This is a genomic window from Marinobacter daqiaonensis (assembly GCF_900115285.1).
Classification (GTDB): Bacteria; Pseudomonadota; Gammaproteobacteria; order Pseudomonadales; family Oleiphilaceae; genus Marinobacter; species Marinobacter daqiaonensis.
In genome coordinates this window covers 1,939,804-1,960,112 of the sequence record NZ_FOYW01000001.1, presented here as the reverse complement: position 1 = coordinate 1,960,112, position 20,309 = coordinate 1,939,804, and the positions used below count along the sequence as shown (strand labels likewise).

Below are 20,309 nucleotides of genomic sequence, written 5' to 3'. Positions count from 1 at the left end.
CATGACGACCGCAACCACCCAGACTGACATCCACCAGGGTATCGTCAGGCAACAGAAGGCGGAACAGCGCAAGAAGCAGATCCTCAACCTGGTGCTGCTGGTGTTGCTCCTGCTCGCACCGACGGTCATGTACCCCGTTTTCCTGATGAAAATCCTGTGCTTCGCCCTGTTCGCCGTGGCCTTCAACCTCCTGCTGGGTTACACGGGACTGCTCTCGTTCGGGCATGCAGCCTTCCTGGCGGCCGGCTCCTACACCACCGGCTACCTGCTCTCGAACTTTTCCGGACTGACAACGGAAATGGGCATCATCGTGGGTACCGCTACGGCCACCCTGTTGGGGCTCGGATTCGGCATCGTGGCAATTCGCCGGCAGGGTATCTACTTTGCCATGATCACCCTGGCGCTGGCCCAGCTGGTCTATTTCGTGTTCGTGCAGGCCCCGTTTACCGGCGGCGAAGATGGCTTGCATGGTGTGCCGAGGGGCCACCTGTTCGGCCTGGTGGACCTGAGTAATAACTTCGCCATGTACTATTTCGTGCTGGCAGTCTTTCTCGGTGGCTATCTTCTGGTGCAGCGAATTGTCGGCTCCCCCTTCGGCCAGGTGCTCAAGGCCATCAAACAGAACGAACCGAGGGCCATTTCCCTGGGCTATAACGTGGATCGCTACAAGCTGCTGGCCTTCGTGATTTCCGCCAGCCTGGCAGGCCTGGCCGGCTCGGTGAAAACCGTGGTGTTCCAGCTGGCTTCCCTCAATGATGCCCACTGGCACATGTCCGGCGAGGTGATCCTCATGACCCTGCTCGGTGGCACCGGGACGCTATTGGGCCCGGTGATCGGCGCCACTTTCGTGGTCAACCTCGAGTATCAGCTCTCCCAGGGCCCGCTGGGCGACTGGGTGGACCCCATCCTCGGCGCTATCTTTGTGGTTACGGTAATGACCTTCCGCTCGGGGATTGTGGGGGAGATCCAGAACTTCCTGCGGAAAAATATGAGTTGACGGTTGCCACCGCAGTACCTCCGAGGCCACGGACGGCTTCAGCGGCAAGTCCCCCGCCAGTTACTCCCCCCAATCGCTCCGCGACAGACGATCAGCGCAGGCACCCTTGCCTGGAACCGACCAGGCTCTTCAGCCCTGGGGGGTACATCCTCGTTCTGGTGAGCCTGGCCGGTATTAGTATCACCGGTTTTTTCAGCTAAGCTTCCCGTAACAGTTTGCTTTCGACCAGAAAGCGGAAATTCCGTTGTCGTACTGTCCGAGAAGGCCCTTCACAGAGCCTGTGACAGTATTGGAGAGAGAGGGTGAATTCGAATGCGCTAACGAAACCTGGTTTACGCGCCATCCTCACCGGGGTGTTTTTCTTTCTGGGGGCCTGGTTAGGTCTTACACAAACCGTGACAGAGGACGGCATTGCCATCCTTTGGCCCGCCAATGCCGTACTTTTAACCGCACTTTTATTGACCCCTCGCCGCGAGTGGACTGGACTCGCCACTGCTGCCTTGATCGCAGCCTGTACTGCGGCTCTGTCCGTCTCTTTCCCGCTTTGGTCCGCCAGCCTGTTTGGTCTGGTGAATATCTTTGAATCTTTTCTTGCGGCTTTTCTGATCCGGCGATTTTGTGGTCCCGGTTTTGACTTTCAATCGTTAAAGCACCTCAGGATATTCATCCTGACGGGTCCCCTGGTTGCATGTTCCGTTGCCGCGCTGTTAGGCGCCGCCGTTTACAATATTCTGGACCGAACGGACAATCCGTTTTGGGTGTTCTGGCGTCTCTGGTGGTTTGCCGACGCCGTGGGCCTCCTTCTTCTCACGCCACTGTTCGCTTCCTGTTGGCATGCCATAAGCACCGGCTGGAGGAGTGTCCGTGCTCCACACTATTCGAAGATCACAGAACTTGTCGTGATATGGACAGCCATCGCAATCACCGGCTTCTATGCCTTTGACTTTGCTCGCCAGGGAAGCGTCGAGTTTTTCCTTACACCTGTGCTGCTCTTGGGATTCGTCGTCTGGACTGCGACCCGTTTCCGGTTACTCGCCACCACAGCAACCGTGTCGATAATTGCCGTCGTGGCTGTTGCTCTCCTCATCCAACCGCTGAGTACCTATACCGAAACGATAGCTCCTCAGGAGGCAATCTGGCTGACCCAGGAATATCTCGTGGTTGTGAGTATCATTGCCGTTGGTCTCTCCGGGCTGATCCAGAAAATAAGACGTCAAAACGCTTCTCTTCGGTTTCAGGAGCGGGCAATTCAGGCAAGCAACGATCCAATTTCTGTTGTCGATGTCCGGCAATCTGACATGCCAATCACCTGGGTCAATCCCAAGTTCGAGGAACTGTTTGGTTACAGGGCAGCCGAAATCGTTGGGCAGGGCTGTCAGTTTCTTCAGGATGGTGATCAGCAAAAGACGACGATTGAAATCATACGAGCCGCAGTGGCTGAGAGTAAACCATGCCGCGTTCAGGTTAGAAATTACACAAAATCAGGCAAGCTTCTCTGGATAGACCTGAGTCTGGCACCCGTGAGTAACCATGCCGGCACTGTTACACATTATGTAGGTATCCAGCACGATCTCACGCAGGAGAAAGAGGCCGAGGAACGCCTGCGGGAGGCCAACCGTGCAATCGAGCAGCAGAATGAGGTCCTGGAGGAAAAAGTTCAGGAGCGCACACAGTCCCTGAACAGGGCTGTTGAGAAGCTTAAGAAGGTTGCGTCTACAGATTTCCTGACAGGCATCGCCAACCGCCGCCATTTCTACGAAGTCGCCAAGAGAGAATTGAAACGGTTGAAGCAGGACGGACGGACGGCAGCTCTGGTCGCCTTCGACCTGGATCATTTCAAGACCATCAATGACACCTTTGGTCATGAGGCCGGAGATGAGGTTCTGCGTGGGGTTATGACCCCAGTCGAAACCACTATTCGCCCGACCGACCTATTTGGACGGATTGGCGGTGAGGAGTTTCTGATACTCCTGCCCGACACCCCTGAAAGCGCAGCTCTGGACATCGCTGAACGCATCCGCACTCAGATTTCCGAAACTCCAGTAAACTATGGGACCACACCCCTCCAAGTCACTGCGAGCTTCGGTATTGCTGAATGGGATGGGAGCTGTGGCCTCGACCAACTGGTCCGCCAGGCAGATCAGGCTCTCTATCGGGCCAAGAGTGAGGGCCGTAACAGGGCCCGTGCGTGACTGTAACAGGGTGGGAGATACTGGTCGGGCAATAAAAACCCCCGGCCGGTACGGGGGTCTTGGAATGGATCTGTCTCGGCACGAATCAGGACTTCAGGCCCATCTCCTCAATGGAGATCTCCCGCATCTTGAACTTCTGGATCTTGCCGGTAACCGTCATGGGGAATTCGTCCACGAACTTGTAGTTCCGGGGGATCTTGAAGTGGGCGATCTTGCCCTTGCAGAACTCCCGGAGGTCGTCGCCGGTGACGGGTTCCGCGTCCGGGGCCAGTTTCACCCAGGCGATCAGTTCCTCGCCGTATTTGTCATCAGGAATACCCGTGACCTGCACTTCCTCGATGGCGGGGTGGGTGTAGAGGAATTCCTCGATTTCCTTCGGGTAGATGTTTTCACCGCCACGGATGACCATGTCCTTGATGCGGCCAACGATCTGAACGTAGCCGTCCTCGTCCATGGTGGCCAGGTCGCCGGTGTGCATCCAGCCCGCCTCGTCAATGGCTTCGGCGGTTTTCTCCTCGTTGTCCCAGTACTTCAGCATCACACTGTAGCCGCGGGTGCAGAGTTCGCCGATTTCGCCCCGGGGCAGGATGTTGCCGGTGCCTGGATCAACGATCTTGGTTTCCAGGTGAGGCTGGGTTCGGCCCACGGTGGTCACCTGCTTCTCGAAGGGGTCGAGGGAGCTGGTCTGGGTGGACACGGGGCTGGTCTCGGTCATCCCATAGGCAATCTGTACTTCCTTCATGTTCATCTTGCCGTTGACCTTTTTCATCACCTCCGCCGGGCAGATGGAGCCGGCCATGATGCCGGTGCGCAGGCTCGACAGGTCGTAGGTTTCAAACTCCGGCTCGGCCAGTTCGGCGATGAACATGGTGGGCACGCCGTAAAGGGCGGTGGCTTTTTCCTGGTGTACCGCCTGCAGCACGGATTTCGGCTCGAAACCCTCACCCGGGTAGATCATGGTGGAGCCGTGGGTGATGCAGCCCAGGTTGCCCATTACCATGCCGAAACAGTGGTAGAGGGGTACCGGGATCACCAGGCGGTCTTTCTCGGTGAAGCGCTGACTTTCTGCCACGAAGTATCCGTTATTGAGGATATTGTGGTGGGTAAGGGTGGCACCCTTGGGATTGCCTGTGGTGCCGGAGGTGAACTGGATGTTGATGGGATCATCGAACTGGAGTCTGTCCTGCAGTCTCTCCAGCTCTTCCTGACTGACCTCTCCTGAAAAGCCTGTGAACTCGTCCCAGGTCCACATGCCGTCGTGACTGTCCTTGTCCAGGTTGATCACCGCCCTCAGGTCCGGCAGTCGCTGGGCTTGAACTTTGCCCGGCGCACCGGCTTTCAGTTCGGGAGCCAGTTCGTAGACCATCTTGCGGTAGTCGGACGCCTTGAAGCTGTCTGCGGTTACCAGTACTGAAATGCCGGCCAGGTTCATGGCGTATTCCAGCTCGTGGACGCCGTAGGCGGGGTTGATGTTCACCAGGATGGCGCCCACCTTGGCGGTGGCGAACTGGGTGACGGTCCATTCGTAGCGGTTGGGGGACCAGATGCCCACCCGGTCGCCACGCCTGACGCCGATGGCCAGGAAGGCACGGGCCGCCTCGTTGACCTTTTCAACGAACTGCCTGTAGGTCCAGCGGATGTCCTGATGCAGGCACACCAGGGCTTCGGTGTCCGGGTATTTCTCGACGGTACGGTCGAGCATCTCGCCGATGGTCATGCCCAGCAGTGGGATTTCGGAGGTGCCGCTGGTGTAACTTGGAAGAGTCTGGTTCATTATCTGCCTCCATTGTTTTTGTAGTCGAGGGCGAGCAGACGGCCGGGCCTGCTAGCGATTCTGGCTGTGATACTCGGTATTGGGTTGCATATCGCTGGCAATGGCCACGCGGTTGGACATGTTGTAGAAGCCCACCAGGTTGCTGAGGTCCCAGATGGCGCGGTCGCTGAGACCGGCGTCCCGCAGTGCCTGGATATTGTCTTCGGTGACGGTGGCCGGCGAGCGGGTGAGAAGCGACGCGAAATCGAGCATCGCCCGCTGGCGCCGGTCGAGGCTGGCGGTGCGGTAGTTCATCACCATGTGTTCACCCAGTGCCGGGTCGCCGCTGAGTACCCGAACGGCGGCGCCGTGAGCCACCAGGCAGTAGAAACACTTGTTCTCGGAGGAGACCACCACGGCGACCATCTCCCGTTCCAGTTTGGAAAGCTCCCCCTCGCCGAGCATCAGCTCATTGTACAGGCGGGTAAAGCCATCCAGCTGTTTCAGGTTCTGGCTGTAAGCGGTAAGCACGTTGGGAATCATGCCCAGCTTTTCCTGGCAGATCTCGAAGTACTTCCGGGTATCCTCGGGCAGGTCGCTGATCTCCGGGATCGGCAGATCAAGGGCGACGATGTTTCTGTTCTGACTCATGTTTGCTCCTTGCCTTCAAGGTGTGGTGGAGAGAGGGGACGCCCTCCACCGTTCAATCGCAGTTGCCGACAAGCGCCTGGCCAACTTTGGAACCGTTGTGGCGGTTCAGCTGCTGGCAGATCCAGTTACCGGTGGCCACCAGCCTGTGGAGGTCGACACCGGTTCTGATGCCCAGCCCCTCAAGGAGGTACAGCACGTCTTCGGTGGCCACGTTGCCGGAAGCGCCCTTGGCGTAGGGGCAGCCACCGAGTCCGGCTACCGATGAGTCGATGACCGCCACGCCTTCTTCCAGTACCGCATAGAGATTGGCCAGGGCCTGGCCGTAGGTATCGTGGAAGTGGGCGGCCAGTTTCTCCATGGGCACGTGGGCGGCAACGGCTTCAAGCATGCGCTTGGCTTTCAGGGGCGTCCCCACGCCGATGGTGTCGCCCAGGGAGATTTCATGGCAGCCCATGTCGTACAGGGCCCGGGCCACGGTGGCCACCTGCCCGGGGGCGATATCGCCCTCGTAGGGGCAGCCCATCACGGTGGAAACGTAGCCTCGAACAGGAATGCCGTGGCTGCGGGCTTGCTCCACCACCGGGGCGAACCGCTCCAGGCTCTCGGCAATGGTGCAGTTGATGTTCTTTTTGGTGAAGGACTCGGAAGCCGCCCCGAACACCGCCACTTCGTCGGCCCGGGCGGCAATGGCTCCTTCAAGTCCCTTGAGGTTGGGGGTGAGGGCGGAATAGCGAACGCCCGGCCTGCGGTTGATGCCGGCCATGACCTCGGCGGCATCCCCCATCTGGGGCACCCATTTCGGAGACACGAAGCTGGCGGCCTCGATGTGGCTGAGGCCGCAGTCCGCCAGGCGGTCGATCAGTCCGGTCTTGATGGCCGTCGCAATCACCGCACCGGGTTCGTTCTGAAGACCGTCCCGGGGGCTCATCTCCACCAGACGAACCTGTTTGGGAAAAGCCATCAGCCTGCCTCCTCTTCGTCCACTTCGATGGCAATCAGTTCAGCGCCCTCTGAGACCTGATCGCCTTCGGTGAAGAAGATCTCGGTCACTACACCATCGGCAGGGGCCTTGATGGCGTGTTCCATTTTCATGGCTTCCATGATCACCAGGGTCTGGCCGGCGGTTACCCGGTCTCCGACTTTGGCCTGCACCGCTACGATGGCCCCGTTCATGGGTGCCTCCAGGCTGCCTTCCCCGGCCATTTCCTCGAAGCCGTAGGTCTCCCGGTAAACCGTGCAGTTGAAGGTGTCGCCTTCGTAGAACAGCACCAGCTGGTCGTTGTGGAGATCGCCGTGGATGCTGATGCGGTGGCCGTTGATCACAGCCTGGAGATAATCGTCATCCAGTCTCGCGCAGAGGTTATAGACGCTGCCGCCCACGAACACCTGGTAACGGTCGTCCCGTTCAAGCACCTTGAGTTCGTGGATCTCCTCGCCTACCTGGAGCCGAAGGGGCTGTGCGAACTCGGAATTCATGCGCCAGCTGTTCTGGCGGCCGAAGGGCGACCAGGGGTCGTTGCTGACCACCTCCCGGGACTTGCGCTGCTCCAGGACAAAGCCCGCGGCCAGTACCAGGGCCTTGTGGGTATCCAGCCGGGATTTCGGAAACAGCAGGTCACGGTGGCTGTCGATGAAGCCGGTGGTCAGATCCGCTTCCCGGAACGGCTGGGAATCGGCCAGGGCGTGGAGGAACCGGATGTTGGTCTTTACCCCGGCAATGCGGTAGTGCTCGAGGGCCTGAACCATGCGGTTGATGGCCTGGTCCCGGGTTTCGTCCCAGACGATGAGTTTGGCAATCATCGGGTCGTAATGGATGCTGATGTCGTCCCCTTCGGTAACCCCGGTGTCCACCCTGACGTGGGTGCTTTCATCCGGTGTTCTCAGGTAGCGCAGGCTGCCGGTGGCGGGCAGGAAGTCCTGGTCCGGATCTTCCGCGTAAATCCGCGCCTCCAGGGCATGGCCCCGGGTGCGTACCTGGGACTGGTCCAGAGGCAGGGGCTCGCCCCAGGCAATTTTCAGCTGCCACTCCACCAGGTCCTGGCCGGTGACCATTTCGGTGACCGGGTGCTCCACCTGCAGGCGGGTGTTCATCTCCATGAAGAAGAAGGAGCCGTCCACGTCGTAGAGGAACTCCACGGTGCCGGCGCCAACATAGTCGATGGCCTGGGCCGCGCGCACAGCGGCCTCCCCCATGGCCTTGCGGGTTTCCTCGGAAAGGCCCGGCGCGGGGGCTTCCTCCAGGACTTTCTGGTGGCGCCGCTGCACCGAGCAGTCACGTTCAGCGAGGTAGACGCCGTGGCCTTCCTGATCACAGAACACCTGGATTTCCACGTGGCGCGGCTGGGTCAGGTAGCGCTCGATCAGCATGTCCGGATTGCCGAAGGCGTTCTGGGCCTCCCGCCTGGCGGCGGCCAGGGCATCGTCAAAATCGGCCATGCGCTCAACCACCCGCATGCCTTTGCCGCCACCGCCGGCAACGGCCTTCAGAAGCAGCGGAAAGCCGCATTTCTCCGCTTCGGCGCGAAGCGTTTCCGGGGACTGGTCGTCACCGTGGTATCCGGGCACCAGGGGGACGCCGGCTTTTTCCATAATGGCCTTGGCGGCGGACTTTGACCCCATGGCGGCAATGGCGGAAGAGGGCGGCCCGATGAAAACAAGATCATTGGCCTCACAGGCTTCGGCGAAGCCGGTGTTTTCCGAGAGGAAGCCGTAGCCGGGGTGGATGGCCTGGGCGCCGCTCTGCTTTGCGATCTCGATAATTTTTTCAGCCCGAAGGTAGCTTTCGGAGCTGGGCGCGGGCCCGATGTTGAAGGCCTCATCGGCCATGGCCACATGGCGGGCGCTTGCATCGGCGTCGGAATACACGGCCACGCAGCGAATGCCCATGCGATGGGCGGTTTGTATTATCCGGCAGGCAATCTCGCCCCGGTTGGCAATCAGAATTTTGTTGAACATTTGGGTGCCCTGTCTCATGGATTATTCTCCCGGAACCCACGTGGCCTTGCGCTTGTTGAGGAAGGCACTGAGCCCTTCCTGGCCTTCGGCACCCACACGGATGTCCGCAATGCGCTGTGCCGTGTCTTCAATCACGTCTTCACCGATGACTTTGTGACTGACGGCGAACACCAGGTCTTTCGCTGCATTCATGGCTTCGGGCCCGTTCAGGGCAAGCTGCAGCAGCAGGTCATCGCAGCGGCGCTCCATGGCGTCGAGGTCGTCGCAGACCATGTGCACCAGCCCATACTGTTCGGCCTGGCGGGCGGTGAACACTTCCGCCGAGATGAAGTAGCGGCGAGCCTGGCGTTCACCGATGGCCCGTACCACGTAAGGGCTGATGACGGCCGGGATCAGGCCGAGCTTCACCTCGCTGAGGCAGAAACTGGACTTCCCGGTGGCGATGACGATGTCGCAGCAGGCAGCCAGGCCGACTGCCCCTCCGTAGGCCGCGCCCTGGACCAGGCCGATGACCGGCTTGCCGAGATTGTTCAGGGTCTCCATCAGCCGCGCGAGCTGGCGGGCATCGTCCAGGTTTTCCTGGCGGGTGTTTTCCGCCATGCGGCGCATCCAGCCAAGGTCCGCACCGGCGGAAAAGTGCTTGCCCTCGGAACGAAGGATCACGATGTTGGTCTTATCGTCTGCATTCACCTTTTCCAGCGCGGTGATCAGTTGCTGGATGATGAGGTCGTCGAACGCATTGCGTTTCTCCGGGCGGTTCAGTACCACCTCGGTTACACCTTCGGCGCGGCGTCTCAGCAGAACCGCTGATTCCTGTTCGGTCATGGTGTTCTCCTCCGTTACATCCGGAACACGCCGAAGCGTGTCGGCCGGGCCGGTCGGTTAAGGGTGGCAGACAGGCTCAGGGCAACCACTTCGCGGGTCTGGGCCGGATCGATGACACCGTCGTCCCACAGTCGAGCACTGGCGTAGTAGGGATGGCCCTGATGCTCGTAGGTGTCGATGATCGGCTTCTTGAATTCGGCCTCTTCCTCGGCGCCCCATTCCTGGCCCTTTCGCTCCAGCCCCTCCCGGCGCACCGTTGCCATAACACCGGCGGCCTGCTCGCCACCCATGACAGAGATGCGGGCGTTGGGCCACATCCACAGGAAGTCCGGGCTGTAGGCGCGCCCGCACATGCCGTAGTTACCCGCGCCAAAGCTGCCTCCGATCAGAATGGTGATCTTGGGCACATTGGCACAGGCCACGGCCATGACCATCTTGGCGCCATGTTTGGCGATGCCCTCGGATTCGTACTTCCGGCCCACCATAAAGCCGGTGATGTTCTGCAGGAACAGCAGGGGAATGTTGCGTTGACAGCAAAGCTCCACGAAGTGGGCGCCTTTCTGGGCCGACTCGCCGAACAGGATGCCGTTATTGGCGATGATGCCCACCGGGTACCCATGTATGTGGGCGAAGCCCGTGACCAGGGTCTGGCCATAGTAGCGTTTGAACTCGTCAAATTCGGAGCCATCGACCACCCGCGCTATGACGTCACGCACGTCGAACTGTTTACGCAGGTCGGTGCCGACGATGCCGTAGATTTCCTCGGCGTCGTACAGGGGCGCCTTCGGCTTGCGGATCTCCACATCCACCGGCTTGCGGCGGTTGAGGTTGGACACGCAGCGCCGGGCGATTTCCAGGGCATGGGCATCGTTCTCGGCATAATGGTCGGCAACGCCGGAGATCTTGCAGTGGACATCGGCGCCGCCAAGGTCCTCGGCGCTGACCACTTCGCCGGTGGCCGCTTTGACCAGCGGCGGGCCCGCCAGGAAGATGGTTCCCTGGTTGCGCACGATGATGGATTCATCCGCCATGGCAGGCACGTAGGCGCCGCCGGCGGTGCACAGACCCATGACCACGGCAATCTGGGGAATGTCGTTGGCGGACATTCTGGCCTGGTTGTAGAAGATACGGCCGAAGTGGTCGCGGTCCGGGAAGACTTCGTCCTGCCTGGGCAGGTTGGCGCCACCGGAATCCACGAGGTAGATGCAGGGCAGTCGGTTCTGAAGGGCGATCTCCTGGGCGCGAAGATGCTTCTTCACGGTCAGGGGGTAGTAGCTGCCGCCCTTGACCGTGGCATCGTTGGCGATAATCATGCACTCAGTGCCGGAGACACGGCCCACACCAGCAATGAGGCCGGCTGCCGGGACCTCCTCATCATAGACGTTGTAGGCGGCCAGCTGGCCGATTTCCAGGAATGGAGAACCGTCGTCCAGGAGGCGGTTGATACGCTCCCGGGGCAGCAGCTTGCCCCGGGCAAGGTGCCGCTCCTGGTAGGAGGGGCCGCCACCCTGCTGGATGGTGGAGACTTTGTCCCGCAGGTCCTCCACGGCCTGCGCCATGGATTCCTGGTTGGCCTGGAACTCGTCAGACCTGGGGTTTATTTTGCTCTGGAGTATGGTCATAGGGCTCTTGGTCCGTGCAACGTGTGTCGGTGCATAGGGTCCGGCGGCGGCCCCTCGGGAAGTTTGAAGGCACACCCTGGGCGCCTGCCTGTTGCCCTTGAAGGCAACAGGCACTTCCGGAGCGACGTACCGCCGGTCCCTCGACGTGCTTTGGTGCTGACTTCCCGGTACGGCGCTGTTACTTGTTCAGGAACAGCTCTCGTCCGATCAGCATGCGGCGGATTTCGGATGTTCCGGCACCGATCTCGTAAAGCTTTGCATCCCGCAGCAGACGTCCTGTCGGGTATTCGTTGATGTACCCGTTGCCACCGAGCAGCTGGATAGCGTCCAGGGCCAGCTTGGTGGCCATTTCGGCGGAGTAGAGAATGGCGCCGGCGGCGTCCTTGCGGGTGGTCTCGCCCCGGTCGGCGGACATCGCCACCATATAGACGTAGGACCTGGCGGTGTTCATCCAGGTATACATGTCCGCCACTTTGCCCTGTACCAGCTCGAATTCGCCGATGGCCTGGCCAAACTGCTTGCGCTCGCGGATGTAGGGCACCACCACGTCCATGGCTGCCTGCATGATGCCCAGGGGGCCGCCGGAAAGGACCAGGCGCTCATAGTCGAGGCCGCTCATGAGTACGCGGGCGCCGCCGCCGAGTTCCCCGAGCATGTTTTCCCTGGGTACCTTGCAGTCTTCAAACACCAGCTCACAGGTGTTTGAGCCCCGCATGCCCAGCTTGTCGAGTTTCTGATGACGGCTGAAGCCCGGGTAGTCCCGTTCCACGATGAAGGCGGTCACGCCTTTGGAACCGGCCTTGGTGTCAGTCTTCGCGTAGATCACGTAGGTATGGGCATCAGGGCCATTGGTGATCCACATCTTGTTGCCGTTGAGCACATAGTGGTCACCGGCATCCCTGGCGCTGAGTTTCATGGAGATGACATCGGAGCCCGCGTTGGGCTCGGACATGGCGAGGGCACCGATGTGCTCGCCGCTGACCAGTTTCGGCAGGTATTTCTGTTTCTGCTCCTCGGTGCCGTTGCGGTGAATCTGATTCACACACAGGTTGGAATGGGCACCGTAGGACAGGCCGACCGATGCTGAGGCGCGGCTGATTTCCTCCATGGCGATCACGTGGGCCAGATAGCCCATGTCAGAGCCGCCATACTCTTCCTTCACGGTAATACCCAGCAGGCCCATATCGCCCATTTTCCGCCACAGGTCCATGGGGAACTCGTTGTTGCGGTCGATCTCCTCGGCCCGGGGCGCGATTTCAGAGGCGGCGAAGCCGTTGGTCTGTTCCCGAAGCATGTCGAGGGTTTCGCCAAGACCGAAGTTGAGCTCTGAGTATTGTGATTTCATGGTTGGCTACCTTTGGTTCTCTGTCATTAGTTTTCAGCGGCCTGCTTTTCATCGTCGTTGGCCGGTGCCTGCTGTTTCTTTTTCTTCTGCAGTTCGGCCAGGGCTTCCCGGCACCTGGCCTCGGCTGTGTCCATTTCCATTTCTGCCTGGGCAATGTCATTTTTCTGCTGTTCCAGCTGCGCCCGTTTGTTGTTGAGGATGGTCAACATCTTCAGCAGCTGTTTTTCGTTACCGATGGGGGTCTCGTCCCACAGGTCGAACAGTTCCTTGGTTTCCGCCAGGGAAAAGCCCATGCGCTTGCCCCGCAGGATGAGCTTCAGGCGTACCCTGTCCTTGGAGCTGAAGATCCGGGTCTGGCCCCGCCGGGAAGGCCTGAGCAGTTCCTGGTCTTCGTAGAAGCGGATGCTCCGGGTGGTTACGTCGAACTCTTTTGAGAGCTCACTGATGCTGTACGTCTTTTTACTGGCCATGGTGACTCCCTTTTTAGACTTAGGTTAGAGAAAGTTTACGTAAACGTAAAGGTGTTTTTGCTGGCCAAAGCGTCTGTAGCCGGTTATCTACGGGGAAGGATTCGATGGGGGATCACTGGCAAGGCGGGGGTTCCTGGGATAATACCGCTCCGGCATCCGTTCGATGTGAGTGAAAAACCGGGTGTCCTTGAAGGGCATTTTCATGAAGCCCGAGACACCCAGTCCCTCGATCTGGCCGACGGCCGCGAGAATCTCCTCCAGACGCAGACGGAACTCCTTTTCCCTGCCCGGGTCCAGCAGACGGTAGTGACTGTGGATCTTCAGGTGGGTGGGCAGGGCTTCGAATATGATCATTCCTGTATGGTGTATTTCGTTCAGGGCCTCCAGAGAATGGATGATCTGCGCGGGCAATACCAGGAATTCCTCGGGGTCCGGCCCGTCTTCAAAGTAGGAATGCACACGGGAGTGATCCTCCAGCTCGGGAACCGAGCTCACTTCGTAGGGCAGGCGCAAATCCGGCGAAACCTCGAACGATTCTTCCGGGCTGAGGCGATCGATATGCAGGGTATCCCGGGCGTTGAACAGGCAGCTCTTGAAGATGCCCTGGCGGTAGATTGCCCGGGCCAGGTTCACCATATTGTTCACTGCGGCCACAAATGAGGTGCGGAGCTCCGGATCGTGGAGATTGAGGGAAGTATCTATGTAGACCCCGTCGCTCTCCCAGCGCACGGCGAGCCCACCCACCACCGGGTATCTGCCAAGCCGGCTGACTGCCGCCAGAAATGCCTTCTCGGTTTCCCCCATGCCCTGCATGAAGTTCTTGTAGTAGCGATCCAGCTGTACGTCGTTGACGCTGTTAAGGGTTTCCTGGGCATCCTCCTGGCGCAGAAAGGACTTGCGGGAACTGTAGACCACCGTGTCGATCTCCCGCCTGGCCAGCCGTGTCCAGACCGGAACCATGGGGGGCACCGGCGGCTCGGGCAGGTCAACCATCACGGTCCTGGCCATTCTCGGCATGGCTTTCAGGTAATAGTCGCCGGCCCGCATCCGTGTCTCCGGGTCCGGGTCCAGCATGCCCTCGAGCATGCGGGCGAATTCCATGGGCAGGCCCAGGGAGGTGGGAGGAATGGCCTGATGGCCAAATCGGCAGGACTGGCCGGACGCCAGGGCATACAGGGTTCCCGCCGCGCCCTGCTCGTCGAACCTGGGTGAGGACAGGCCGCCATTGAGCTGTTCCTCGCCAATGAAATAGACATCGCCCAGGCGGGCGTTGGTCTGCTGGAGATTGTCGGACATCAGCTCCATGACATTGGCATTGATGAACTGCTGATTCGCATCGAGCTGGGCAAATACGGAAGAGCCCCAGTCGATCAGGGCGATGTTTTCGGTGCGCTCGTCGAAGACCAGGTTGGACGGCTTGATATCGCCGTGAACGATGGGCCGACCGGCAGGGCCGAGTTCCTGCCGCAGGTTGCGGAGGATATCCGCCAGCTGCGCGGCGATACGGATCACCAGCCTTGGCCTCAGGGGGCCTTCCCGAAGGGAAATTTCCTCCAGGTTGAGGCCCGGCGCCCGCTCCATGACGAGGATGGGCTGGTTGCCGGCCCGCTGGTAAGCGATCAGCTGTGGTACCCGTGGATGCCGCACCTGCTCCAGCATGAAGGCTTCCTCCTCCAGCCGGTCCTGAAGATGCTGGGCCAGGGTGACCCGGGTGAACTTGAACACATGCTCCAGGTCGGTGGCACCCGGTCTCGCCAGCACGCCGGCAAACACAAAGCCGTAGGCCCCCTTGCCGATCATTTCTATGTCACGGTAGCCCAGTTGCTCAAGCTGGGTGGCACACAATGCCACCCAGTCCTTGAGCTTTCTGGCGTCGTCCTCGCTGAGCAGATAGATGGACTGCTCTTCAGGGATATAGAATTGCTGCAGCTGGCTCTGTTGCGGCATGGCTTCCGGTCAGCCCAGGTGCAGCAGCATGGACTGGGGATCCTCCAGATAGCCCTTCCAGCGGTTACAGAAACGGGCAATGGTGCCACCGTCGATGATTCGGTGATCCCCCGCCCAGCTCACGGTCATTATCGATCTTTCCCTGACCTGGCCGCCCGCATCGAACCGGGGCAGCTTCTGGGTTCGCCCGAGAGCGACAATGGCCACTTCCGGTGCATTGATGATGGGGGCAGCGTAGGTGCCGCCCAGGGCGCCGATGTTGGAGATGGTGATGGTGCCGCCACGGAGGTCCTCCTGGCTTACCCGGCCTGATCGTGCGGCTTCCGTCAGGCGGGCCACTTCGTTGGCGATTTCCAGCAGGGTGAGGCCCTCCACTCCCTTCACGTTGGGCACGATCAGGCCGGATGTACTGTCCACGGCCATGCCGATATTGCACTGGGGCAGGTAGTGGATCTCGGTGACCTCGTCATTGAGCTGACTGTTGAGTACGGGGTACTCCCGCACCGCCAGCGCCATGGCCTTCATGATGAAGGGCATCAGGGTCAGCCGTGAGCCTGCGGCCTCCGCTTCCGGCTTGAGCCGGGCTCGCAGGGCCAGCAGATCGGTGACATCGATCTCCTCGCTGTAGATGAAGTGGGGAATCATCGCCGCTGCCGAGGCCATATGTCTGGCCATGGCCGCCTTGACCCCCCGGATGGGTTCAATCCGGGCCTTCCCGCCGGTTTCCGGGCGGCGAGCCGGTCCTGCCTCCGGTGCCGGCTCGGGAGAGACCGGGGCCCGGGGAGCCTGTTCGCCCCGTTCAAGGTACTCCAGCACATCGGACTTGAGTATGCGGCCGTCCTTACCGGAACCGGGGATGTCCGCCAGGTTCAGATCGTGTTCCCTTACAATGCGCCTCACGGCCGGGCTGGCGGGAATCCGCTTGCCCCCGGCTTTGTTGATAGCCGGGGCGGACCGGGCCGAAACCGCTGGCGGAGTTGCCTGTTTCTGTGTTTCCGCCTCAGCGGCAGGCCCGGCCGACGATTCTCCATCCCCGGGAATGAAGGCAAACAGGGGAGAGTGGACTCTCGCCAGGTCCCCTTTCTGATAGTAAAGCTGTGTGACGCGGCCGGCCTTGGGCGCCGTGATTTCCACCATGGCCTTGTCCGTCATGACGTCCACAACGGGTTGGTCTTCCTCGATCCTGTCGCCCTCGGCTACACGCCATTCCACGACCTCGCATTCCACGATGCCCTCACCGATGTCCGGCAGGATGAAGTCCTCGGTGGCTTCCCCGGCGGCGGGTCCGGCAGGTTCGGTCTTTGCTTCCTGCTGTTCTGAAGCAGGCCGGCCGGTCTCTGCCGCGATGGCGGAAGATGGTTCATCACTGACGGTTTCGGAAGAAGTTTCGGTCTCCGTCTCGCTGTGTTCTCCTTCCTCGCCCTCGCCCTCGCCCTCGCCCTCGCCCTCGCCCTCGCCCTCGGCCACCAGCTCGAATAAAGGCTCATGCACCCGGGCGATGTCACCTTCCTGGTGGTAAAGCCGGGTAACCCTGCCTTTGTAGGGCGCGGGGATTTCCACCAGGGCCTTGTCGGTCATGACCTCGGCGACCGGCTGGTCTTCCTCGATGATGTCACCTTCGCTCACCAGCCACTTGACCAGCTCACATTCCACGATACCTTCACCGATATCGGGCAGAATAAAATCACTCATGGTTGCTCTCCTGTCCTGATACCGGCCTAGAATTCGACGCTCGCCCTGATGGCATCAAAAACCTTCAGGTGATTGGGTAGATATTCCTTCTCCAGTGCCAGCGGGAAGGGTGTATCCATGCCGGTAACACGGGCGATGGGAGATTCCAGGTAAAGAAAGCAACGCTCCTGAATGGTTGCGGAAATCTCGCTGGCGAAGCCGCCGGTCAGCGGCGCCTCGTGGCTTACCACCAGGCGACCGGTTTTCAGCACCGATTCGACCACAGTGTTCACATCCCAGGGCAGGATGGTCCTCAGATCGATCACTTCGCAGGAAATACCCTCCTTTTCCGCCAGATCCACTGCCTGGCCGATCACTTCCATCTGGGCGCCCCAGCCCAGCAGGGTAATGTCGGTGCCTTCCTTCAGTACCTCGGCTTCACCCAGGGGCAGGCGGTAGTCTTCTTCCGGCACTTCGCCCACCGAGGCCCGGTAGAGCCGCTTGGGCTCGAAGAACAGGGTCGGGTTGGGGTCGTGGATGGCGCCGAGCAGCAGGCCCTTGGCCTGGTGCGGATTCCGGGGGACAACGATCTTCAGGCCCGGGGTATGGGCAAAGTAGGCTTCCGGCGACTGGGAATGGTAGAGCCCCCCCGCGATACCACCGCCATAGGGAGCGCGGATGGTCAGCCCGCCAACGTCGAACAGGTTGCCTGAGCGGTAGCGGAATTTCGCGGACTCGTTAACGATCTGGTCGAAGGCGGGGAAGATGTAGTCAGCGAACTGGATTTCCGCAACCGGCACCGAGCCCTGGGCCGCCAGGCCGTTGGCAAAACCGATGATGCCCTGTTCCACCAGCGGCGTGTTGAAGCAGCGGTCCTTGCCGTACTTCTGTTGCAGGTTGCTGGTGGCGCGGAAAACACCGCCGAAGACACCCACGTCTTCTCCGAAGCACAGCACCCGGTCGTTGGCGGCCATTGCCATATCAAGAGCATTGTTTATGGCCTGGAGCATGTTCATCTTGGCCATGTTATTCACCTCCCCTTACCTGACCGGCGGTCTTGGGGTACGCGTCCGGGTAGCGGCGTATATGAGACTTGAGATTATCCAGCTGCCGGCTCAGTTCCGGCGTCACCTGGTCGTAGACATCGGTGACCAGGCTCTCAAGGGGAGGGGGTGGCCGCTTCTCGGCCTTCTTCATGGTTTCCAGTACCTCGCGGCGGAGGCGCTCCTGGATCTCTTTTTCCTCGTCATCGCTCCACCACTCCCTTCCCTGGAGCCAGTGACGCATGCGCAGGATAGGGTCCTTTTCCCTCCAGACGGCTTCTTCGTCCTTGCTGCGATAACCGGAAGGGTCGTCGGAGGATGAGTGGGCGGCAAGCCGATAGGTCATGGCCTCGATCAGGACCGGGCGGTTCTCTTCCACCGCCATCCGCCGGGCGAGGCGGGTGGCTTCGTGTACGGCGAGAACGTCGTTGCCATCCACGCGGATAACATCCATTTTGTAGCCAAAGGCCCGGGGAGCGACGCCGTCAGCAGCGAACTGCTCAACGGAAGGGGTGGAAATGGCGTAACCGTTGTTGCGGCAGAGAAAGATCACCGGCACCCGGTGAACCGCCGCCATGTTGAGGGCGGCGTGGAAGTCCCCTTCGGAGGCGGCGCCCTCGCCGAAATAGACAATCGTGCACTTGCCGTCCCCCGCCAGTTTCTGGCCATAGGCATAGCCGGTGGCCTGGGGTATCTGGGTGGCCAGCGGCGAAGAAATAGTCATGTAGTGCAGTTTGGCGGAACCGTAGTGGACCGGCATCTGGCGACCCTTGCCGTAGTCCATCTCATTGCCGAACAGCTGGTTCATGAATTCGTCGGTGGTAAAGCCGCGGTAGGCGAGCGCACCCTGCTCGCGATACTGGGCCATGATCATGTCGTCCTCATCGAGGGCGGCGGCACTGCCTATGATGGCGGCCTCCTCTCCGATGCACTGCATGTAGAAGCTCAGCCGGCCCTGGCGCTGGGCAGCCAGCATCCGCTCATCCAGAACCCTGGTGAAAATCATGGTGCGGTATATGCGCAGGGCCTGGTCTTTGTCCAGGGCAGGGGCCTGGGCACCCTCGTGGAGCGTGCCGTCCTGCTTCAGAACCTGAAACGTGGGAATGCGAAACTCGGCACCGTCGGTGAAGGTCGGCGTGTGCACGACCTCGGCTTTTGTTGTTGTACTCATAATCCTCTTCCTGGGGTAGGGGTTGAGGGACGAAATGCCCCTTGTGAGGGCGTCGTTCAATGAAGCCGGTTCGTCAGGAGGAACCCTGTGGGGTGCCATGGAACCAGACTTGATTTCACAGTAGCGTAAAAAGATACTGGATGAAAGATAGCCATTGACGTTAACGTACAGGTTAACCTATCGTTCAGCTGTCTGGCTCCAAAAGAGCATAAGCAGCCGAGAGGCCGCCAATGGCATACCCTGCCTGCGGCACAAAACACAACCCCGAGCGCCGTGATCCGGTGAAATGAAAAGAGGGTTTCAGTATGCAACTGGTTAATGCGTCCCTTCCCGGTGACCGCTCTGATGGAGCAGTCCCACCTCCCGCAGCAGTTTCTCTTCCAGCAGGCCGGATCAGGCCGCTCTCATCAGCCATGACCTCAAAGGATGTGTCCGGTTTCCACTGGTTCCGGAAATCACGGTCCCACTGACCGCCCGACCATTTCTGGTCAACGGGACCAATTGCCCGTTGGCGAGGTGAATGCAAGCGCCGTCGCTCACCCTGACGGTGCTCTGAATAGGTACCAAGCCATGAGTGTGTTTACTCACGCCGAGTTCGACAATCACCAACACCTGTCCTTCCACTGTGACCCGGAAACCGGCCTGCGCGCGATTATTGCCATTCACAATACCTCCCGCGGTCCTGCCCTGGGGGGCTGCCGCATGTTCCCCTACGGCAGCGACGACGAGGCCCTGACCGACGTGCTGCGCCTGTCCAGGGGGATGACCTACAAGTCCGCCCTGGCCAACCTGGATCTCGGCGGGGGCAAATCCGTGATTATCGGGGATCCCCGCAAGCACAAAACGGAGGCGCTGCTTGAGAGTATGGGGCGTTTCCTGGAGAGCCTGGGTGGCCTGTACATCGCGGCCGAGGATTCCGGAACCAGTGTTCCCGACCTGAAGGTAATGGGGCGGCACACCGCCAATGTGGCCGGTGTTTCTCCACGCCCCGGCTTTGACGGCCGGCCGAGCAGCGGCGACCCCTCGCCGGCCACCGCCTACGGCACCTTCGTGGGTATCCAGTCCGCGGTAAAGCATAAACTGGGTCGCACCGACCCGAATGATCTCGAGGGGCTGACCGTGGCAGTGCAGGGTATCGGCAATGTTGGCTACCGCCTCGCCCGCCACCTGCGGGATGCGGGCGCAAAGCTCTCGGTCTTCGACATCCACCGGGAAAACATGAACCGGGCCGTTGACGAGCTTGGAGCCACCCCGGTGGGCGCGGAGGAAGTTCTTTTCCTGCCGGTGGATGTACTGGCTCCCTGTGCCATGGGGGCCGTGCTCAACGATGAATCCATTCCGCGACTGCAGGCCTCTGTAGTTGCGGGAGCTGCCAACAACCAGCTGTACCGCACCAGTCATGACCACTCCCTGTGGCAGAGGGGGATTCTCTACGCCCCGGATTTCGTGATCAATGCCGGCGGCATTATCGATATCTACTACGAAAGGGTTGGTGGCGAGCCGGATGTGGTGCGCCAGCACGTTGAAAATATTGGCGAGACCCTTGACGAGATCTTTACCCGCTCCGCCAGGGATGGAAGGCCCACTGGCCAGATCGCCAATCAGCTGGCGGAAGAGCGTTTTGAGCACCACCCTGCCAGTGCCGGGATGTCTGGTTAGCTGGCACT

15 protein-coding genes are annotated in these 20,309 nt (G+C 60.5%); 3 read left to right on the top strand and 12 right to left on the bottom strand.

The window, feature by feature from the left end:
- Position 1 precedes the first annotated feature (1 nt).
- Positions 2–997, top strand: coding sequence for a branched-chain amino acid ABC transporter permease (locus tag BM346_RS08935; RefSeq protein WP_092011064.1), 996 nt, complete (start codon positions 2–4; stop codon positions 995–997).
- A gap of 302 nt (positions 998–1,299) precedes the next feature.
- Positions 1,300–3,189 carry a sensor domain-containing diguanylate cyclase gene (locus BM346_RS08930; RefSeq protein WP_092011062.1) on the top strand — a complete coding sequence of 630 codons (1,890 nt, stop codon included), beginning with the start codon at positions 1,300–1,302 and terminating at the stop codon, positions 3,187–3,189.
- Between the two features lie 85 nt (positions 3,190–3,274).
- On the opposite strand, the gene BM346_RS08925 is transcribed toward BM346_RS08930, so the two are convergent.
- The 12 genes from BM346_RS08925 to BM346_RS08870 form a co-directional block, all read right to left on the bottom strand.
- Positions 3,275–4,963: an AMP-binding protein gene (locus BM346_RS08925; RefSeq protein ID WP_092011060.1), complete on the bottom strand. Its 1,689-nt coding sequence runs from the start codon at positions 4,961–4,963 to the stop codon at positions 3,275–3,277.
- Between the two features lie 51 nt (positions 4,964–5,014).
- A complete protein-coding gene (locus BM346_RS08920) occupies positions 5,015–5,593 on the bottom strand; it encodes a peroxidase-related enzyme (RefSeq protein ID WP_092011058.1) in 579 nt (192 codons plus the stop codon).
- A 52-nt stretch (positions 5,594–5,645) separates the two neighbouring features.
- On the bottom strand, positions 5,646–6,554 hold the full coding sequence (locus BM346_RS08915; RefSeq protein WP_092011055.1) for a hydroxymethylglutaryl-CoA lyase: 909 nt from the start codon (positions 6,552–6,554) through the stop codon (positions 5,646–5,648).
- Positions 6,554–8,548, bottom strand: a complete 1,995-nt coding sequence (locus BM346_RS08910; RefSeq protein ID WP_092013527.1) for an acetyl/propionyl/methylcrotonyl-CoA carboxylase subunit alpha — start codon at positions 8,546–8,548, stop codon at positions 6,554–6,556. The genes BM346_RS08915 and BM346_RS08910 overlap by 1 nt, the downstream gene beginning before the upstream one ends.
- 21 nt (positions 8,549–8,569) lie before the next feature.
- Positions 8,570–9,373, bottom strand: a complete 804-nt coding sequence (locus BM346_RS08905; protein WP_092011053.1) for an enoyl-CoA hydratase-related protein — start codon at positions 9,371–9,373, stop codon at positions 8,570–8,572.
- 14 nt (positions 9,374–9,387) lie between these two features.
- Positions 9,388–10,995 (bottom strand): carboxyl transferase domain-containing protein, encoded by a 1,608-nt coding sequence (locus tag BM346_RS08900; protein ID WP_092011051.1) that lies wholly within the window; start codon positions 10,993–10,995, stop codon positions 9,388–9,390.
- A 178-nt stretch (positions 10,996–11,173) separates the two neighbouring features.
- Complete coding sequence (locus tag BM346_RS08895) at positions 11,174–12,340, bottom strand: isovaleryl-CoA dehydrogenase (protein ID WP_092011049.1); 1,167 nt, start codon at positions 12,338–12,340, stop codon at positions 11,174–11,176.
- A 26-nt stretch (positions 12,341–12,366) separates the two neighbouring features.
- Entirely contained in the window at positions 12,367–12,810 is a 444-nt protein-coding gene (locus tag BM346_RS08890; RefSeq protein ID WP_092011046.1) for a MerR family transcriptional regulator, read from the bottom strand.
- An 87-nt stretch (positions 12,811–12,897) separates the two neighbouring features.
- Positions 12,898–14,757 (bottom strand): protein kinase domain-containing protein, encoded by a 1,860-nt coding sequence (locus BM346_RS08885; protein WP_092011043.1) that lies wholly within the window; start codon positions 14,755–14,757, stop codon positions 12,898–12,900.
- 9 nt (positions 14,758–14,766) lie between these two features.
- Positions 14,767–16,449 carry a dihydrolipoyllysine-residue acetyltransferase gene (locus BM346_RS08880; protein ID WP_092011041.1) on the bottom strand — a complete coding sequence of 561 codons (1,683 nt, stop codon included), beginning with the start codon at positions 16,447–16,449 and terminating at the stop codon, positions 14,767–14,769.
- Positions 16,450–16,475: 26 nt separating this feature from the next.
- Positions 16,476–17,453 (bottom strand): alpha-ketoacid dehydrogenase subunit beta, encoded by a 978-nt coding sequence (locus BM346_RS08875; protein WP_092011038.1) that lies wholly within the window; start codon positions 17,451–17,453, stop codon positions 16,476–16,478.
- Between the two features lies 1 nt (position 17,454).
- On the bottom strand, positions 17,455–18,642 hold the full coding sequence (locus BM346_RS08870; RefSeq protein ID WP_092011035.1) for a thiamine pyrophosphate-dependent dehydrogenase E1 component subunit alpha: 1,188 nt from the start codon (positions 18,640–18,642) through the stop codon (positions 17,455–17,457).
- A gap of 570 nt (positions 18,643–19,212) precedes the next feature.
- Between BM346_RS08870 and BM346_RS08865 the strand changes: the two genes are divergently transcribed.
- Positions 19,213–20,301 carry a Glu/Leu/Phe/Val family dehydrogenase gene (locus tag BM346_RS08865; protein ID WP_092011032.1) on the top strand — a complete coding sequence of 363 codons (1,089 nt, stop codon included), beginning with the start codon at positions 19,213–19,215 and terminating at the stop codon, positions 20,299–20,301.
- Positions 20,302–20,309 lie beyond the last annotated feature (8 nt).

What these genes read in the sequence shown, in the direction of transcription:
- BM346_RS08935 (WP_092011064.1), top strand. Translation starts at nt 2, where the DNA reads ATGACGACCGCAACCACCCAGACTGACATCCACCAGGGTATCGTCAGG.
- BM346_RS08925 (WP_092011060.1), bottom strand. Translation starts at nt 4,963, where the DNA reads ATGAACCAGACTCTTCCAAGTTACACCAGCGGCACCTCCGAAATCCCA.
- BM346_RS08920 (WP_092011058.1), bottom strand. Translation starts at nt 5,593, where the DNA reads ATGAGTCAGAACAGAAACATCGTCGCCCTTGATCTGCCGATCCCGGAG.
- BM346_RS08915 (WP_092011055.1), bottom strand. Translation starts at nt 6,554, where the DNA reads ATGGCTTTTCCCAAACAGGTTCGTCTGGTGGAGATGAGCCCCCGGGAC.
- BM346_RS08910 (WP_092013527.1), bottom strand. Translation starts at nt 8,548, where the DNA reads ATGTTCAACAAAATTCTGATTGCCAACCGGGGCGAGATTGCCTGCCGG.
- BM346_RS08905 (WP_092011053.1), bottom strand. Translation starts at nt 9,373, where the DNA reads ATGACCGAACAGGAATCAGCGGTTCTGCTGAGACGCCGCGCCGAAGGT.
- BM346_RS08900 (WP_092011051.1), bottom strand. Translation starts at nt 10,995, where the DNA reads ATGACCATACTCCAGAGCAAAATAAACCCCAGGTCTGACGAGTTCCAG.
- BM346_RS08895 (WP_092011049.1), bottom strand. Translation starts at nt 12,340, where the DNA reads ATGAAATCACAATACTCAGAGCTCAACTTCGGTCTTGGCGAAACCCTC.
- BM346_RS08890 (WP_092011046.1), bottom strand. Translation starts at nt 12,810, where the DNA reads ATGGCCAGTAAAAAGACGTACAGCATCAGTGAGCTCTCAAAAGAGTTC.
- BM346_RS08885 (WP_092011043.1), bottom strand. Translation starts at nt 14,757, where the DNA reads ATGCCGCAACAGAGCCAGCTGCAGCAATTCTATATCCCTGAAGAGCAG.
- BM346_RS08880 (WP_092011041.1), bottom strand. Translation starts at nt 16,449, where the DNA reads ATGAGTGATTTTATTCTGCCCGATATCGGTGAAGGTATCGTGGAATGT.
- BM346_RS08875 (WP_092011038.1), bottom strand. Translation starts at nt 17,453, where the DNA reads ATGGCCAAGATGAACATGCTCCAGGCCATAAACAATGCTCTTGATATG.
- BM346_RS08870 (WP_092011035.1), bottom strand. Translation starts at nt 18,642, where the DNA reads ATGAGTACAACAACAAAAGCCGAGGTCGTGCACACGCCGACCTTCACC.
- BM346_RS08865 (WP_092011032.1), top strand. Translation starts at nt 19,213, where the DNA reads ATGAGTGTGTTTACTCACGCCGAGTTCGACAATCACCAACACCTGTCC.